This is a genomic window from Noviherbaspirillum autotrophicum (assembly GCF_000818395.1).
Taxonomy (GTDB): Bacteria; Pseudomonadota; Gammaproteobacteria; order Burkholderiales; family Burkholderiaceae_D; genus Noviherbaspirillum; species Noviherbaspirillum autotrophicum.
Map to the genome: position 1 here is coordinate 780,335 of NZ_JWJG01000028.1, position 17,143 is coordinate 797,477.

At 57.8% G+C, this 17,143-nt stretch carries 16 protein-coding genes and 1 pseudogene; 11 read left to right on the forward strand and 6 right to left on the reverse strand.

Going from position 1 to position 17,143, the window contains the following annotated elements; genetic code table 11:
- The first annotated feature begins 3 nt into the window (after positions 1-3).
- Positions 4-645: a protein-methionine-sulfoxide reductase heme-binding subunit MsrQ gene (locus tag TSA66_RS04910; RefSeq protein WP_408639469.1), complete on the forward strand. Its 642-nt coding sequence runs from the start codon at positions 4-6 to the stop codon at positions 643-645.
- Here the strand turns inward: TSA66_RS04910 and TSA66_RS04915 are convergent.
- The 3 genes from TSA66_RS04915 to lptM are packed head-to-tail and all read right to left on the reverse strand — an operon-like array spanning position 612 to position 2,853.
- Complete coding sequence (locus TSA66_RS04915; RefSeq protein WP_040039216.1) at positions 612-1,352, reverse strand: transporter; 741 nt, start codon at positions 1,350-1,352, stop codon at positions 612-614. The two genes, TSA66_RS04910 and TSA66_RS04915, sit on opposite strands and share 34 nt — an antisense overlap.
- 15 nt (positions 1,353-1,367) lie before the next feature.
- Positions 1,368-2,651 carry a diaminopimelate decarboxylase gene (gene lysA / locus TSA66_RS04920; protein WP_040042211.1) on the reverse strand — a complete coding sequence of 428 codons (1,284 nt, stop codon included), beginning with the start codon at positions 2,649-2,651 and terminating at the stop codon, positions 1,368-1,370.
- A gap of 13 nt (positions 2,652-2,664) precedes the next feature.
- Positions 2,665-2,853, reverse strand: coding sequence for an LPS translocon maturation chaperone LptM (lptM, locus tag TSA66_RS28180; protein WP_408639470.1), 189 nt, complete (start codon positions 2,851-2,853; stop codon positions 2,665-2,667).
- 31 nt (positions 2,854-2,884) lie between these two features.
- Here lptM and cyaY point away from each other — a divergent pair, with 31 nt between their 5' ends.
- Positions 2,885-3,220 (forward strand): iron donor protein CyaY, encoded by a 336-nt coding sequence (cyaY, locus tag TSA66_RS04925; RefSeq protein WP_040039217.1) that lies wholly within the window; start codon positions 2,885-2,887, stop codon positions 3,218-3,220.
- Between the two features lie 51 nt (positions 3,221-3,271).
- Here cyaY and TSA66_RS04930 read toward each other — a convergent pair whose 3' ends face one another.
- Entirely contained in the window at positions 3,272-5,614 is a 2,343-nt protein-coding gene (locus tag TSA66_RS04930; protein ID WP_040039218.1) for a penicillin-binding protein 1A, read from the reverse strand.
- A gap of 13 nt (positions 5,615-5,627) precedes the next feature.
- On the opposite strand from TSA66_RS04930, the gene TSA66_RS26755 reads away from it, so the two are divergent.
- The 9 genes and pseudogenes from TSA66_RS26755 (at position 5,628) to TSA66_RS04965 (ending at position 15,484) form a co-directional block, all read left to right on the forward strand.
- On the forward strand, positions 5,628-5,831 hold the full coding sequence (locus tag TSA66_RS26755; protein WP_157691605.1) for a hypothetical protein: 204 nt from the start codon (positions 5,628-5,630) through the stop codon (positions 5,829-5,831).
- A gap of 95 nt (positions 5,832-5,926) precedes the next feature.
- Entirely contained in the window at positions 5,927-7,006 is a 1,080-nt protein-coding gene (locus TSA66_RS04935) for a pilus assembly protein PilM (RefSeq protein ID WP_040039219.1), read from the forward strand.
- Positions 7,006-7,632 (forward strand): PilN domain-containing protein, encoded by a 627-nt coding sequence (locus TSA66_RS04940; RefSeq protein ID WP_040039220.1) that lies wholly within the window; start codon positions 7,006-7,008, stop codon positions 7,630-7,632. The genes TSA66_RS04935 and TSA66_RS04940 overlap by 1 nt, the downstream gene beginning before the upstream one ends.
- A gap of 15 nt (positions 7,633-7,647) precedes the next feature.
- Positions 7,648-8,310, forward strand: a complete 663-nt coding sequence (locus TSA66_RS04945) for a type IV pilus inner membrane component PilO (RefSeq protein WP_040039221.1) — start codon at positions 7,648-7,650, stop codon at positions 8,308-8,310.
- On the forward strand, positions 8,307-8,852 hold the full coding sequence (locus tag TSA66_RS04950) for a pilus assembly protein PilP (protein WP_040039222.1): 546 nt from the start codon (positions 8,307-8,309) through the stop codon (positions 8,850-8,852). Before TSA66_RS04945 ends, TSA66_RS04950 begins: the two co-directional genes overlap by 4 nt.
- Positions 8,852-11,017, forward strand: coding sequence for a type IV pilus secretin PilQ family protein (gene pilQ / locus TSA66_RS04955; protein WP_040042212.1), 2,166 nt, complete (start codon positions 8,852-8,854; stop codon positions 11,015-11,017). The genes TSA66_RS04950 and pilQ overlap by 1 nt, the downstream gene beginning before the upstream one ends.
- 22 nt (positions 11,018-11,039) lie before the next feature.
- The gene (locus TSA66_RS26760) at positions 11,040-12,623 is read left to right on the forward strand and encodes a hypothetical protein (RefSeq protein ID WP_157691606.1); all 1,584 of its coding nucleotides are present in this window, start codon (positions 11,040-11,042) and stop codon (positions 12,621-12,623) included.
- Between the two features lie 62 nt (positions 12,624-12,685).
- Positions 12,686-14,354, forward strand: a pseudogene (gene aroKB / locus TSA66_RS04960) (bifunctional shikimate kinase/3-dehydroquinate synthase AroKB).
- Entirely contained in the window at positions 14,351-15,484 is a 1,134-nt protein-coding gene (locus TSA66_RS04965; RefSeq protein ID WP_040039223.1) for a deoxyguanosinetriphosphate triphosphohydrolase, read from the forward strand. Before aroKB ends, TSA66_RS04965 begins: the two are co-directional and overlap by 4 nt.
- Positions 15,485-15,491: 7 nt before the next feature.
- On the opposite strand, the gene TSA66_RS04970 is transcribed toward TSA66_RS04965, so the two are convergent.
- Entirely contained in the window at positions 15,492-16,580 is a 1,089-nt protein-coding gene (locus TSA66_RS04970) for an enoyl-CoA hydratase/isomerase family protein (protein ID WP_040039224.1), read from the reverse strand.
- A 145-nt stretch (positions 16,581-16,725) separates the two neighbouring features.
- Positions 16,726-17,073 carry a ribosome hibernation-promoting factor, HPF/YfiA family gene (gene hpf / locus TSA66_RS04975; RefSeq protein WP_040039225.1) on the reverse strand — a complete coding sequence of 116 codons (348 nt, stop codon included), beginning with the start codon at positions 17,071-17,073 and terminating at the stop codon, positions 16,726-16,728.
- Between the last annotated feature and the right edge of the window lie 70 nt (positions 17,074-17,143).

A 17,143-nucleotide genomic window follows, 5' to 3' on the forward strand; every position in this document is an offset into this window, starting at 1 on the left:
TTCATGGTTAATCCGACGTCGAAGCACATTGCCGCGATCAAGGCAGCTCTGTTTTTGGCCGCCTTATTGCCGGCGGTGCGGCTGTTCCTGTTTGCGCTCACCGACCGGCTGGGCGCCAATCCGATCGAGTTCATTACCCGCAGCTCCGGCGACTGGACGCTGTATTTCCTGATCTTCACCCTGCTGGTGACGCCGCTGCGGCGTCTGTCGAAATGGAACTGGCTGATCAAGTTGCGCCGCATGCTGGGGCTGTTCGCCTTCTTCTATGCCAGCCTGCATTTCACGACCTTCCTGTGGTTCGATCATTTCTTCGATATCGATGAAATGATCAGGGACGTGGTCAAGCGTCCGTTCATTACCGTGGGGTTTTCCGCCTTCCTGCTGCTCATCCCGCTGGCGATCACCAGTACCAACGGCATGGTGCGGCGGCTGGGCGGCCGGCGCTGGCAATGGCTGCACCGCGCGATCTACGTGATCGCGCCGCTCGGCATCCTGCACTTCTGGTGGATGAAAGCGGGCAAGCATGACTTCGCGCAGCCGATCCTGTTCGGGACCATCGTCGCGCTTCTTCTGCTGTCACGGGTGTATTGGAATCTGGCCCAGGCGCGCGTTCAAAAACGTGCCGCGAGCCCGACGCCGACTTGACGATCGGATAGCGCCGAGCACGAGCGGCAACGCAGCCCGAGGCGTATGCCGGCGTCGAAATCCAGGTTTGGCGTGGGCGAATACATCAGACCGGCAAGAACAAATCCTGGATACGCCTGGCTGGCTTTGTCGAGCGCGCGCCCGACGCCGATGTCGCTCAGCAGCTTCCACTGCTCGTTCAATGCATACCACGCCGAGGCCGACGCCTGCCAGACAATGCTGCGGTTCAGGTCGCGATCCGCTTGCCGCTTGTAGCGATTGACGGAGACGCCGACATTGCCGAGCAGTCGCCATGGCTGTGCATCGTAGGCAACGATCGCGGTCAGCCTGGCGCTTGCACGGCCAGAGCCGAGCCCGCGGGTTTCATCGCCGCTCGGCAGGAGCAATTCCGGCTTGAGTGCGCTACTGAGCGTATCGTTTTCCTGGAATCGCCATTTCGCGCCGAGCGACACGTCGTTGATGCCTGATGGTGGGGTGAAGGTCAGCGGGATGTTCACGTACACATCCAGGTTATCCAACGCGCCATAGGAGTAGGTAAAGGTGCCGACCCGCGTACGGGTCTCATCCTGCCTGGTCCAGTCGGTGTTGGCTTCGATTTGATGATGGGCGCTGCCCTGCGTGTTCGGGTCGTCCGAGACCAGCGGATGGGTCGCGTAGGCAATAGGCGCGAGACCGCACAGCAGCGTAGCAAGCAAGCGGCCTCGCATGGGGGACGGACGTGGCTACGGCAGCAGCGACTCGAGCCGGAACAGCTCGCTCGGCATTTCCCGCTGGCGGATCAGGTGCGCCCGGTCGCCGTCGACCATCACCTCGGCGGCACGCCCGCGCGAATTGTAGTTGGACGACATCGTCATGCCATAGGCGCCGGCCGACATGATGGCCAAGAGGTCGCCTTGTTCGATGGCCAGCGCACGTTCGCGCGCCAGCCAGTCGCCGGATTCGCATACCGGGCCGACGACATCATAGGTTTTGGCCGGCTGGGCGCGCTGCACCACCGCCTGCACGCCGTGCCATGCTTCATACATTGCCGGACGCATCAGGTCGTTCATGGCGGCATTGACGATGGCGAAATTCTTCGTCGCGCCGTGCTTGAGATATTCGACTTCGGCCAGCAGCACGCCGGCATTGCCGACGATCGAGCGGCCCGGTTCGAACATCACCTGGATCGGCGCGCCCTTGTGGTTGAGCAGGCGCCATTTGTCGACCTTCGCAAACAGGCGGCTAAGGTAGTCGCCGATAGCGACCGGTTTTTCATCGTCGTAGGAAATGCCGATCCCGCCGCCGATGTCAAGGTGGTGGATGACGATGCCTTCGGCCGCGAGCCGGTCGACCAGTTCGATCACGCGCTCCAGCGCTTCCAAGAGCGGCGCATCATCCAGCAGTTGCGAACCGATATGGCAATCGATGCCAACCACGCGGATATGCGGCAGCGCCGCCGCGGTGCGGTAGGCCGCCAGCGCTTCGTCGTATGCGATGCCGAACTTGTTTTCTTTCAAGCCGGTGGAAATGTACGGATGCGTCTTGGCGTCGACGTTCGGATTGACGCGCAACGAGACGGGCGCCTGCTTGCCCATCTCGCCGGCGACCTCGTTCAGCCGCAGCAGTTCGGCGGTCGACTCGACGTTGAAGCACAGGATGCCGTGCGACAGCGCCAGACGCATTTCGTCGTGCGTCTTGCCCACGCCTGAAAAAATCACCTTGCGCGGATCGCCGCCGGCGGCAATCACGCGCAGCAATTCGCCGCCCGACACGATGTCGAAGCCGGAGCCCAGCCGGCCCAGCAGGTTCAGCACTGCCAGGTTGGAATTCGACTTGACCGAATAGCACACCAGCGCCGTGCTGTCGTCGCGCCGGTTTTCCTTGCACGCATTCGCATAGGCCGAGAAATTCTCGGCTAGCGCTGCCTTGGAATACACATAGGTCGGGCTGCCGAATTGCTTGGCGATCTGGGTCAGCGGCGTGTTTTCGGCGTACAGCTCGCCATTGCGGTAAGAAAAATGCGACATGGGTGAGGACAGATTATTTGGATTCGGACGTACGGCCAACCGGCGCCGGCGCAGGTTGCGCGGCGGGAGCGGATGCAACGGGCTGCGGCTTTGCCGGCAGATATAGCGGTCCTTTTTGGCCGCATCCGGCCGCTGCGAAGAGCAGGGCAGCCGCAGCGCCAAGGCGGATCAGGTGAAAGAAAGACTTCACGATTAGAATCACGGTTTAAGGACAAAACGCATTGGAGTGTAGCATGACTGAATCGGAATTCCTGGCATTGGCGGAACAGACGCTGAGCACAATCGAAACCGCCCTGGAGCGCGCGTCGGAAGACAGCGACCTCGATGTGGAATGCAGCCGCAGCGGCAACGTGCTGGAAATCGAATTTGTCGATAACGGCTCGAAGATCATCGTCAACAGCCAGGCGCCGATGCAGGAAATGTGGGTCGCGGCGAAATCGGGCGGCTTCCACTACCGGCGCGAAGCGGATCGCTGGATTAACACGCGCGACGGGTCGGAACTGTATGCGGCGCTATCGACGATGGCGAGCGAACAGGGCGGCATGCCTGTCGTCCTAGCCCCCAAATAAGACAGCCGAAGCGCATTGCTGCCGCTTCGGCTGTCTTGGCGTAAGGCGGCCTCAGAACAACTCGTTCTTCACTTCATCCTTGGCTTTTTCTTCCTCCGTCGGCGCGTGCTCGCCGAGCGAGCGCACGCCGGTGCCCGGCGGATTTTCGGCGTAGTAGTAATCTCCGTTGATTTGCACCACGCCTTCCGGCACCGTACGTTCTTCCACCGGTATTTCCTTCAGCGCCTTTTGCATGTAGCCGATCCAGATCGGCAGCGCCAGACCACCGCCGGTTTCGCGGTTGCCGAGGTTCTTCGGCTGGTCGAAGCCGATCCATGCCACGCCGACAATCTTCGGCGTGTAGCCGCAGAACCAGGCATCGAACGAATCATTGGTGGTGCCGGTCTTGCCGGCAATATCTGGTCGGTTCAGCACGAGTGCGCGCGTGGCGGTACCGAACTTGACGACGTCCTTGAGCATGCTGTCCATCAGGAAGGCATTGCGCTCGTCGATCACGCGGTTGGCGTCGACACCAGCCTTGTCCGGTTCGACCTGCGACAGTACCTTGCCGCTGGCATCGGTGACTTTGGAAATAATATAGGGGCTCACCTTGTAGCCGCCGTTGGCGAACACCGCATAGGCGCCGGCCATCTGCAACGGCGTCACGGCGCCCGCGCCAAGTGCCAGCGTCAGGTAGGGCGGATTCTTGTCCGCGTCGAAGCCGAAGCGGGTGGTGTATTCCTGTCCGTACTTGGCGCCGATCTTGTGCAGGATGCGGATCGAAATCATGTTTTTCGATTTGGTCAGGCCCTTGCGCATCGTCATCGGACCTTCGTACTTGCCGTCGTAGTTCTTCGGCTCCCATGCCTGCCCGCCGGTCTGCCCGGCATCGAAGCTGATCGGTGAATCGGCGATGATGGTTGCCGGTGAGAGGCCTTTTTCCAGTGACGCCGAATAGATGAATGGCTTGAACGACGAGCCCGGCTGGCGCCATGCCTGCGTCACGTGGTTGAACTTGTTGCGGTTGAAGTCGAAGCCGCCCACCAGCGCGCGGATCGCGCCGTCCTCGGTGTTGGCGGACACAAAAGCCGATGCCACTTCCGGCATCTGGGTGATCGACCATGCGTTGTTGTCGTGGGTTACGCGGATGATCGCGCCGCGCTTGACCTTCTTGTTCGGCGGTGCCTTGTCGGAGAGCAGGTGCGCGGCAAAGGTCAGGCCGGGGCCGGTGATGGTGATTTCTTCACCGGATGACAGTACGGCCTTGACGCTCTTGGGGGAAGCGTCCAGCACCACGGCCGCAACAATGTCATCGCTGTCCGGGTGCTCGGCCAGTTCGACTTCGATGGCGTCGTCCGCTTCGTCCTTCGCTTCCGGAATCTCCATGTAGCTTTCCGGGCCGCGATAGCCGTGCCGCTTTTCGTAATCCATCACGCCGCGACGCAACGCCTGGTAGGCCGCTTCCTGGTCTTCCTTGAGGATCGTGGTATAGACGTTCAGACCGCGCGTATAGGTGTCTTCCTTGAACTGGTCGTATACCAGCTGGCGCGTCATTTCCGAAATGTACTCGGCATGTACGCCGAATTCATTGGTGTTGGTCTTGACCTTCAGGGCCTGGCTTTTGGCCTGTTCGTATTCCGCCGGCGTGATATAGCCGAGCTGGGCCATGCGCTGCAGGATGTATTGCTGCCGGGCGCGCGCGCGCTTGGGATTGGCCACCGGATTGTAGGCCGATGGCGCTTTCGGCAGGCCAGCCAGCATGGCCGCTTCGGCAGCGGTGATGTCGTGCAGGTTTTTGCCGAAATAAATCTGCGCAGCCGATGCAAAGCCGTAGGCGCGCTGTCCCAGATAAATCTGGTTCATATAGATTTCTAAAATCTGGTCTTTCGACAGGCTCTGTTCGATTTTCCAGGCAAGCAGCGCTTCATACAGCTTGCGTTTCAGGGTTTGTTCGCTCGACAGGAAGAAGTTGCGGGCAACCTGCTGCGTAATCGTCGATGCGCCCTGTTTGGCGCCGCCGGTCAGGTTGTGGAATGCCGCACGCGCGATGCCGATATAGTCCACCCCGCCATGTTCATAAAAGCGGTCATCCTCGATCGCCAGCACCGCCTTCTTCATCACGTCCGGCACATCCTTGATGCGCACCAGGTTGCGGCGCTCCTCGCCGAATTCGCCAATCAGCACGTTATCGGCCGAATAAATCCGCAGCGGGATCTTGGGCCGGTAGTCGGTCAGCGCATCCAGCGGCGGAAGATTCGGGTAAGCCATCGCCAGCATGAAGGCAATAATCAATGCGCCGGCGATAGCCAATCCGGCCACCCCTGCGATGATGCCGAGTGCGATGCGGGCCGGCAGCGGGAGGGAGCGCTTAGGCGCTTCCTTGGGAGTGTCGCCTGCGGAGTGTTGAGAGGTCATGCGGAAAACGTGAGTGGAGAGAAGTGGAGCAGGGGATTATAACGTTCAGCAACACAAGGTTGATATTGATCAAATGGCAATTGTTATTCGTGTGCCGCGTGGATTTTTGGCAACGAAGTTACAAATTACTGAATGGAAATTACTTTACACTCTTCAAGCCTTATTGCTAGGATTTAATGTAACGTTGGATATATGTGACCTAAATATTGGTTTTTAAACGGAATTTTTGCGGTGCAACTATTTTGTTCATAGCTTCGACATTCAAATAAGTGGTGCGTTCACGCAATAAACCACATTTTCGGGGAGCAACCCTTGGCCATAGATATCGGACTGTTACTCGGCAAGAAGAATCCACCACTGATTGGTCTGGATATCAGCACCTCGGGTGTGAAGCTTGTTGAGTTATCGGAGGTGGGGAAACACGAGTACCGCCTCGAGCGCTTTGCAAGCGAACCCTTGCCGCGCGGGGCCGTCGTGGACGGCAATATCGAGAATATCGAGCAGGTGTCGGATGCCGTGCGGCGCGTGTGGAAAAAGAGCGGTACGCGCGCCAAGCATGTCTCTTTGGGCATGCCTCCGGCCTCGGTGATCACCAAAAAGATCGTGTTGCCTGGTGGAATGACCGAAGACCAGCTGGAGGTGCAGGTTGAAAGCGAAGCCAGCCAATATATTCCGTTCGCGCTCGATGAAGTCAGCCTCGACTTCGATGTCATCGGCCCGGCGCAGAATGCGCCGGATGATATCGACGTCCTGATTGCTGCCACGCGCAAGGAAAAGGTCGAGGATCGTGTTGCCGTGGCTGAAGGTGCGGGAATCAAGCCGCTGGTCATGGATATCGAATCCTTTGCCGCGCGCGCGGCACTCGACCGCATTATCGCGCAGCAGCCCAACGGCGGCCAGGGGCAAATCATGGCCCTGTTCCAGATCGGTGCGCAGATGACGCATGTCTCCATGCTTCAGGATGGACAGACGTTGTATGAGCGCGAACAGCCTTTTGGCGGCAACCAGCTGACCCAGGATATCGTGCGCTCGTATGGCATGGCCTATGAAGAGGCCGAGACAAAGAAGAAGGCGGGCGAACTGCCGGAAGGCTACGAACGTGAGCTGCTGGATCCCTTCCTGGAAAATGCGGCACTCGAAGTCACGCGCGCCATCCAGTTCTTCTTCACCTCGACGCCCTATACGCGGATCGATCACCTTTTCCTGGCCGGCGGCTGCGCAGTGATCCCCGGCCTGGTTGAGATGGTGGCCGAGCGTACGAAGATTTCAGCCTCGGTCGTAAGCCCGTTCAAGGGAATGCAGCTGGCATCCGGCGTGCGTGAAAAACAGTTGCGTGCGGAAGCGCCGGCCTATCTTGTCGCATGCGGTCTGGCTATGCGGAGGTTTGACTGATGATCAGAATTAACCTCCTTCCTCACCGCGAGGAAAAACGCAAGCAGCGCAAGGCAGCGTTCATTCGCATGCTTGTCATCTCTGCCTTCGCCGGATTTGCCGTCGTGATTGCCGTGGGCGGCATCATCGCTGCAAAGATTGCCGGCCAAAACGAGCGCAATGCCTTCATCAAGGCCGAGAATGCGAAACTGGATGCGCAGATCCAGGAAATCCGCACGCTCAAGCAGGAAATCGACTCGCTCAAGGCCCGCCAGCAAGCGGTGGAAGACCTGCAGAGCGATCGCAACCAGCCGGTCTACCTGATGGATGAACTGGTCAAGCAGGTCCCGGAAGGAATCTACCTGCGCTCGCTGAAGCAAGACAATCAGCGCATCGTCGTTAGCGGCTACGCGCAGTCCAACGAGCGCGTGTCTGAACTGTTGCGCAATATGAGCAACAACTCGCCGTGGCTGGAGCGGCCAGACCTGATCGAAATTCGGTCGGCGCTGCTTGGGCAAGGCAAGGATGCAAAGAAGATCTTTGACTTCACTGTCAATGTCGGCATCAAGCGCCCGCGCGACAAGGATCAGGCGGCTTCGCCCGGGACTGGCGGCGCACCGGCAGCCGGCGCAGTAAAACGGTCCTGACAGGAAAGACACACTATGGCAGATCTGAAAAAAATCGGAGACTCAATCGCGGCGCAATTCCGTGGCCTGGATGGACGGCATCCCGGCCAATGGCCGCTGATTCCGCGACTGGCGTGCGGCCTTGCGACCCTGGTCGTGGTTGTTATCCTCGGCTGGTTCGCCTATCTGGACGGGCAGCAGCAAGAATTGAACAACGGCGAGCAGGAAGAAATCACGTTACGGGACGCCTACAAGCAGAAGATCATGCAGGCGATCAATTTGAATGCGCTGCGCAAGCAAAAAGAGCAGGTGAGCGAATACGTGTCGACCCTGGAAAAGCAGCTGCCCAGCAAGGCGGAAATGGATGCGCTGCTCTCCGATATTAACCAGGCCGGTCTCGGACGCGGACTGCAATTCGAATTGTTCAAGCCGGGCCAGGTCGTGGTGAAGGATTATTATGCCGAACTTCCGATCGATATCAAGATCAGCGGCGGCTATCACGACATTGGCGCCTTCACCAGCGATATCGCCAACTTGCCGCGTATCGTCACGCTCAACAAGATGAACCTGATCGCAAACAAGGATGGTTCGCTGACGCTGGATGCGGTTGTCAAGACTTTCCGCTACCTCGATATGGAAGAGGTGGCAGCGCAACGCAAAGCCGCTGAAAAGGATAAGGCGAAGGGGGCGAAAAAATGATGAATACGCGCGCCCTCGGCAAGGTGCTGGCCGTCGCTTCAGCGTTCTCGGCGCTGTCCGGTTGCGGCGACAGCGGTGTGCAGGAATTGCGGCAGTGGATGGACGAGGTTCGCCGGCAAACGCCTGTCACCATACATAAAATTCCGGAGCCGAAGAAGTTCACTCCGTTCGTCTATGGCGGCAAGGACCAGCCGGACCCCTACAGTCCTGCCAAGCTATCGGTGGCGCTTGCGAAGCTGCAGTCCGGCTCCAATGGTGGATTGAAACCTGATCTTGAACGCCGCAAGGAACCGCTGGAAAGCTATCCCCTTGACAGCATCAAGATGGTAGGCACCTTGCAAAAGCCGGGGATGAACTACGCCTTGCTGCAAATCGACAAAGCGGTATTTCAGGCCAAGGTCGGCAATTACGTTGGCGAGAACTTTGGGATGATCACCCGGATTACGGAAACCGAAGTCGAATTGAAGGAAATCGTGCGCGATGCATCCGGCGAATGGGTCGAGCGTCAAGCGAAGTTAGAGCTGCAGGAGAATAAAAAATGATGGCGACGACAACACACCATGACCACCTGGCTGCAACGGCACGCAAATTCGTGCGGCAATTCGTCTTCGCGGCCACTGCCGCGCTGTGCGGCTTAGCGCATGCGCAGGAAAATGCGATCGAATCCATCTCTGCGAATCAGCAGGGGGCGAATGTCATCGTCAAGGTGGCGCTGAAAAACCCTGTGACGAAGCCGCCGATCGGATTCTCCATCACCAGTCCAGCGCGCATTGCGCTCGACTTCGCCGATACGGCAAATGCAACCGGAAAAGCAGTGCAGGAAATCGGCCTGGGCGATGTGCGCAACGTGAACGTGGTGCAGGCCGGCGAGCGCTCGCGTCTCGTGTTCAATCTGCTGCGTCCGCTGAATTATGCCACCGCCGTTGACGGCAATATGGTTGTGGTGACGATCGACGGATCAGGTGGTGCTGCCACGCCGGTCAACGCTGCCGGCTTGCCAGCTGCCGGCGCTCCCGCACCGGCGGGCAAGCAGGTGCTTCGCGATATCGATTTCCGCCGCGGCGCCAATGGAGAAGGTCGTATCGTGGTGGACCTGCCGAACAATCAAGTCGCCGTGGACGTTCGCCAGCAAGGACAAACGATTGTTGCCGATTTCCAGAAAACCCGTTTGCCTGAAGTGCTGCGCCGTCGGCTCGACGTGCGGGATTTCGGCACGCCGGTGCAGACGATCACCACCACGCCGCAAGGGGAGAACGTGCACATGGTGATCGAGCCCAAGGGCTTGTGGGAGCACAGCGCTTATCAAAGCGAATCGCAGCTGATCATCGACATCCGGCCGATCAAGGAAGATCCGAACAAGCTCACGCAAGGCACGCAGGGCTACCGGGGCGAACGTTTGTCGCTCAACTTCCAGAATGTCGAAGTGCGCGCTGTCTTGCAAGTCATCGCTGACTTTACCGGTCTGAACATCATCACCAGCGATTCCGTCAGCGGCAATCTGACGTTGCGTCTGAAGGATGTTCCCTGGGATCAGGCGCTCGATATTGTGATGCAGGCTAAGGGCCTCGACATGCGCAAGAATGGCTCGGTGTTATGGATTGCACCCAAGGATGAACTGCTGACAAAAGAAAAGCTGGAGCTGGAGCAGAAAGCGCAGATTGCGGAGTTGGAACCGTTGAAAACGGAGATTTTCCAGCTGAACTATCAAAAGGCGGAATCGTTCAAGCAAGTCTTTGGCCTGGATACCGGTGCTGACGCGAAGAAAAGTATCCTGTCGAAGCGCGGCAGCGCTGTCATCGATCCGCGCACGAATCAGCTATTCGTAACGGATATTTCTTCTAAATTGGAAGAGATACGCAAGTTGGTGCAGAAAACCGATATCGCATCGAAGCAAGTTCTGATTGAGGCCCGTATTGTCGAGGCGGACGATAAGTTCAGCAGAAATCTTGGTGCAAAACTCGGCTTCTCCGATTTGCGTGGAATTCGTGGTGGCGACACAGGGTATCAGCTTGCTGGAAATACCCGTGTGTCATTGACGGGAAATTATCTTGGTGTTGGCGAACAGACTGGGCAGGCCAAGATCACGGACGGAAGTTATGTTCCCAATACTCAGTTCGTCAACTTGCCTGCAAATAGCATCAATGGCGCCAATCCAGGCAGCCTAGCAATCAGTTTGTTCTCGGCGGCTGCCAATCGATTTCTGAATCTTGAACTTTCGGCATTGGAAGCGGATGGTAAGGGGAAAATTATTTCTAGCCCGCGCGTCGTGACGGCGGATCAATTGAAGGCGTTAATTGAACAGGGTACTGAGCTACCCTATCAAACCGCCACGTCGAGTGGCGCAACATCCATTGCATTCCGTAAAGCGAATCTGAAGCTTGAGGTCACCCCCCAGATTACGCCAGACGGCAATATCATTCTTGATGTAGATGTCAACAAGGACAGCGTTGGTGTGGAAACGCGCGCCGGTTTTGCAATTGATACGAAGCATGTCAAAACACAAGTGCTAGTCGAGAATGGCGGTACGGTTGTTCTTGGGGGCATATTCCAGCAGGTGGAGCGAAATACTGACACCAAGGTGCCGGTATTCGGTGACATTCCAGTGCTTGGGTATCTTTTTAAGAGCACGGCGCGCACTAACGACAAGACGGAACTATTAGTTTTCATTACTCCGAAGATCGTGGCCGAACGAATTTCAGGAAATTAACAAGAAAAGACCAGGGAAAAAAATGGGACCCATATTTAAGAATAAGAATTTGTCTTTTGCTAAGATTTTTTATTTTGGCATGTATTTGCTGTCTGTAATGTTAATTACGGCATGTGGCGGCGGCGGCGGGTCCCCTGGCACAACGGGTGCTGGCAGTACTGCTGGCGGAAGCGGATCAAGCGGTAGTTCGGGAAGCGCGTCCGCCAATGGATCAATCCAAATAGTGTTAATGGACGCATCGGGCTCCGCAAGCAATTCCGTAACTGGCTCAAGTTCATTGGTGGCCAAGGCAACGGTTACTACGAGTACCGGCGCCCCGGCAAAAAATGTGGTGGTTACCTTTGAACTGAGCAATGCGATTGCCGTAATATCGCCTGCGTCCGGTACAGCGCTAACCGATGCAAACGGTATCGCTCAAGTCAGTGTCAAGTCGGCGGGTGCAGGCAGCGGCGCAACCGAGATAACTGCCAAGGCAACAGTTGTTGGAACAACAGAAATCAGTGCCAAGACAGCTTTCTCTGTAGGCGCGGCTGCGGCAGCAACGCCGACTGCGATAAATTTTGTGACGGCTGTGCCAAGTGATAAGTCGATTGTTATTAAGGGCGCAGGCGGGAACGGGCGTACTGAGGTTGCGCTGCTTACATTTAGTGTTGTTGACAATACCAATAGCGGTGTTCCCAATGTGCCCGTGACGTTTACTACACAAAGCACCAATCCAGTTACGCTGGTATCGTCAGTTGGGACAACGGACATAAATGGTAACGTGAGCGTTGCCCTGAATTCCGGCACTATGCCCACTACTGTCCGTGTGGTTGCAACTGTACAAGGGACATCGATCAGCGCCATTTCTGACACGGTAACTGTTACTACCGGACAGCCGGTGCAGACTGCTTTCTCGATGGCTTTGGAAAAATACTTTGTCGAGGGCTTAAATTACGATAACACCCAAAATAAAGTAACTGTATTGTTGGCTGATTCTAACGGGGCGGCAGTTGCCGATGGCACTCCAGTGGTCTTTACAACTACTACAGGTGCTATCGTTGGAGACGGTGGTGCAAAATGTCTAACAGTAAACGGAGAGTGCACTGTCAATTGGCGTAGCCAAGATCCCCGTAATGCCAATGGTGTGGGAACAATTGTCGCGACTTCTACGAATGGCAGTGAAAATTTGTCGGTAAGTCGAAATTTCTATATCAGCGGCTCCTATGCAACTGTATACCAAGTTACAGGACTTGCTGGTGCAACGGTTCGGCTTACTAGCGGCGGACCACTCTTGCTAGATTTCTCAACATCATGCGATCCTCAAACGTTTGAAATTGAAGTTGTTGATGCAAATGATAATCCGATGCCAGATGGCACGGTTATCAGCGGCGCCAATGCATCGAACGCGAGCCTTTCGGTTGTACCTTCAACAATCGCATATACCGGCAATTTGTACTTGAATGCACTTCACCGAGGTACCGTGCATAACGTAACGGTTACTCCCGCTGGATGTAAATTGGGAGGCACGAGCTCGAAGAGCGGAGAAATTTATATCAGCGTGAAGACGCCATTGGGGGGCGAGACCTTTACCCGTATCAGTCTTGGCACATTCCCGGCAAACTAATGCTTTTGCCGCAAAGGCTTCTACCTTGTGTCGAGGCCTTCATTCGTTTTGTCATGATTGAAATGTGCGGAAATATCTTTCTAGTTGGACTTATGGGCGCCGGCAAGACCACCGTCGGCCGCGCCCTGGCCAAAAAACTCAACAAGCGGTTCATCGATTCCGATCATGAGATAGAGGCGCGCACCGGCGCCTCTATTCCATTGATTTTTGAAATCGAGGGCGAGACCAGCTTTCGTCAGCGCGAATCGGATGTGATTCGCGACTTGACTGCGCAAAGCGATATCGTGCTGGCGACGGGCGGAGGCGCCATCCTCAAGCCGGAAAACCGGGCGTACCTGAAAACACGGGGTACGGTGATTTACCTGCGTGCCAGCGTCAACAGCATCCTGCAGCGCACCAGTCACGACAAGAACCGGCCCCTGTTGCAAACTGCCGACCCGCGCGCGCGCCTCGAGCAATTGTCACGCGAGCGCGAGCCCTACTACCTGGAAGTGGCGGACTTCATCGTCGATACCGGCCGTCCTAACGTACAATCACTGGTACAGACAATCGTTGCCCAACTCGAAGCAGCCTGCCCGAAGGCGCCAGCCGGCAACGACGAGCCGAAACCAACTTCCTGACATTTTCATGATGACGCAGCAAATTTCCCCGATCACCTTGCAAGTTGAATTGGGCGAGCGCAGTTACCCGATCGTGATCGGGCAGACGCTTCTATCAGACGCCGACCTTGTCGGCCGCCATGTCGTCGGCAAGCGCGTCGCTGTCGTGACAAATACCACGGTCGGCCCGCTTTATCTGGATCGGCTGTCGCAGGCGCTGGCCAAGGCGGGCAAGCAGGTGACTTCGATTGTCCTGCCCGACGGCGAAGAAGAGAAAAACTGGGCAAGCCTGATGCGGGTGTTCGATGCGCTGCTCGAACAGAAATGCGACCGCAAGACCACGCTCGTTGCCTTGGGCGGCGGCGTGATCGGCGACTTGACCGGCTTTGCCGCAGCGACCTACATGCGTGGCGTGCCGTTCATTCAGGTGCCGACGACCTTGCTGGCGCAGGTTGACTCATCGGTTGGCGGCAAGACCGGCATTAACCATCCGCTGGGCAAGAACATGATCGGCGCGTTCTACCAGCCGCAGGCGGTGATCGCCGACACCACCACGCTCGACACCTTGCCGGCACGGGAATTATCGGCAGGACTGGCGGAAGTGATCAAGCATGGTGCGATCATCGATGCCCCATTCTTCGACTGGATCGAGGCCAATATCGCCAAGCTGATGGCAAGGGATGCGCAGACGCTGGCCTATGCGATCCAACGCTCGTGCGAAATCAAGGCTGACGTGGTGCGGCAGGATGAACGCGAAGGCGGGCTGCGCGCGATCCTCAACTTCGGCCACACCTTCGGCCATGCCATTGAGGCCGGCCTTGGCTACGGCCAGTGGCTGCACGGCGAGGCGGTCGGGTGCGGCATGGTCATGGCGGCCGACCTGTCGCGGCGACTTGGCTTCATCGATGCGGCGGCCAGTGAGCGGGTGAGGGCGCTGGTGAAGGCCGCCGGCCTGCCTGTGGTGGCGCCGGATATTGGCGCCGAGCGCTGGCTGGAGCTGATGCAGGTCGATAAGAAGAACGAAGGCGGCCAGATCAAGTTCATCCTGATTAAGCCGCTGGGAACACCGGTGATCATGCCGGTGCCGCAGGAAGCCCTGCTGGCCACCCTGAAGGCGTGCGTGCAGCAATGAATTTCGACGCCCGCCTCGCATCCTACGCAGCGCATTCCGCAGCGTCGCGAGGCCGGCGTTTCTCCGAGCCGCCGCCCGCGTCGCGCAGCGAATTCCAGCGCGACCGTGACCGCATCATCCATTCCACCGCGTTTCGCCGGCTTGAATACAAGACCCAAGTCTTCGTCAACCACGAGGGCGACCTGTTCCGCACGCGGCTTACGCACAGCATCGAAGTCGCGCAAATCGCGCGTTCCATCGCACGCAACCTGCGCCTGAACGAAGACCTGGTGGAAGCTATCTCGCTGGCGCACGATCTTGGTCACACGCCGTTCGGTCATGCTGGCCAGGATGCGCTAAACGACTGCATGAAAGGTTACGGCGGGTTCGAACATAACCTGCAAAGCCTGCGTGTCGTGGACGAGCTGGAAGAGCACTATGGCGCGTTCAACGGGTTGAACCTGATGTACGAGACGCGCGAGGGCATTCTCAAGCACTGCTCGCCGTCCAACGCAGCCAAGCTCGGCGAAATCGGCCAGCGCTTCCTCGACAAGAAACAGCCGACGCTGGAGGCGCAGCTGGCGAACCTCGCCGACGAAATCGCCTACAACAACCACGACATCGACGACGGATTGCGCTCCGGCCTGCTTACGACCGCGCAGCTGGACCAGGTCGATTTCTATGCACGCCACCGTGGCGAGGTCGAAGCGATGTATCCGGGAATAAGCGGGCGCCGCGCAATTCACGAAACGATCCGCCGCATGATCAATGCGCTGATTGTCGACCTGATCCAGGCGTCGCAGTCACGCATCCAGGATGCGCAGGTGATGACGCTGGAGGACGTGCGCCGCGCGCCTGCGCTGATCACTTTTTCCGACGAGATGACGAGGGAAGCGGCCTTCCTCAAGCGCTTCCTGCGGGAGAACCTGTATCGCCATTACCAGGTCAACCGGATGACCAGCAAGGCGCGCCGCATCATCAAGGAATTGTTCGACGCCTTCATGCAGGAGCCTGGCTTGCTGCCGCCGGATTATCAGGTGACGGCTGGCGCTTCGGTGCAGGCGCGCAAGGTGGCCGACTATATTGCAGGCATGACGGACCGCTACGCGATGCGCGAGCATCGGCGCCTGTTCCAGGTCGACGAACTATGACGTCGCATTAGCCGAGGTTACGCAACGGGTGTGCATGCTGCGGCCATGCCGCATCGAAGAAGCGGTCGACCATGTCCTGCGACACCTCGTCCAGTCTGGCCGGATTCCAGCGCGGCGCATTGTCCTTGTCGATTACCACCGCGCGCACGCCTTCCAGCACTTCGCCATGCTCGAAGCAGCGGCGCACCATCGTGCGTTCCATGCGAAGGCAATCCGCGATGCTCATGGCAGCGCCGCGCCGCAACTGCGCAAGCGTTACGCACATCATCAGGGGCGAGCGCTTGTGCATTAGCGCCAGCGTGTTTTGCGCGAACGCATCGGCGTCGCTTCTAAGCGAAGCGGCAATCGACGCGACGTCATCGTATGCAAAATGGCGGTCGATCAGCGAGCGTTGCGTTGCCAGCATGCTGGTTGCCGGATCGATGATTTCAAACTGCCTGGCGAACGCGCGAGTCGTGGCACGGATGTCTGCGCCGCGGTCGGACATCAGCGCTTCCAGCAGGGCGGGAAGGTGGGCGGCAGGCACATACACATCGGCCAAGCCGGCGTACAGCGCATCGGCGGCGCCAATGATTTCCCCGGTAACGCCGAGATAGGCGCCGATCTGCCCGGGCACGCGCGACAGGAAGAAACTGCCGCCCACATCGGGGAACAGGCCGATATTCACTTCCGGCATCGCCATCTTGGTACGCTCGGTCACCAGGCGCATGCGGTTGTCCGGACCCGCCTGCGCGATTCCCATGCCGCCGCCCATCACGATGCCATCCATGAGGGCGACATACGGTTTCGGATAGTGATGGATCAGGTGGTTGAGCGCATATTCTTCCGTAAAAAAATCTTCCAGCAGCGCGCTGCCGCCCTGCGGTGTTTTGATGCCGACGTCATGAAAGAAGCGGATATCTCCGCCCGCGCAAAATGCGCGCTCGCTGCTGCTACGAATGACGACGGCGTGCACTTCGGGATTGCTGCGCCATGCCAGCAGCGTTGCGGTCAGTGCACGCACCATCTGCAGAGACAATGAATTGAGCGCCTTGGGACGGTCGAGCGTCAGAAAGCCGATGCGATTCTTGATGCTGGTCTGGATATGTTCGGACATGGAAGTGACGTGATGCCAACGGGAAACTGGTATTTTATCGGGATTGACGAGGGCGGGACTGTCGTCGGACGGACAGTAGCTGCAATAAAAAAGGACGCATCGCTGCGCCCTTTCTGTTGCCGGTCTGGCCGGCATTTACGCCGCATTAAGCGGCACTTTGGGTTTCCGGAATGCGCTTGATCCCTTCATGCTGGTGATCCTGGATCTTGTCCTTATGCTTCAAGACCTGCCGATCCAGCTTGTCGATCATCAGGTCGATGGCAGCGTACAGATCTTCGTGGATGCTCTCCACATGGATGACGTTTCCTCTCATGTGCAGGTTGATTTCAGCCTTTTGGCGGCGTTCTTTTTCCGAGAGCTTTTGGACTGACAGGATGACCGTGACATCAATGACATTATCGAAATGACGTCTGATGCGTTCCAGTTTTGTTTGTACGTAGTCGCGGATGGGTTGTGTCAATTCGAGATGATGCCCACTGATTTTCAGATTCATACAGCGCTCCTATTGATGGTGTCGCCGGAGGTTCGCAACGTGCCCCATCCGATCTTTGCGTAGACGCGCG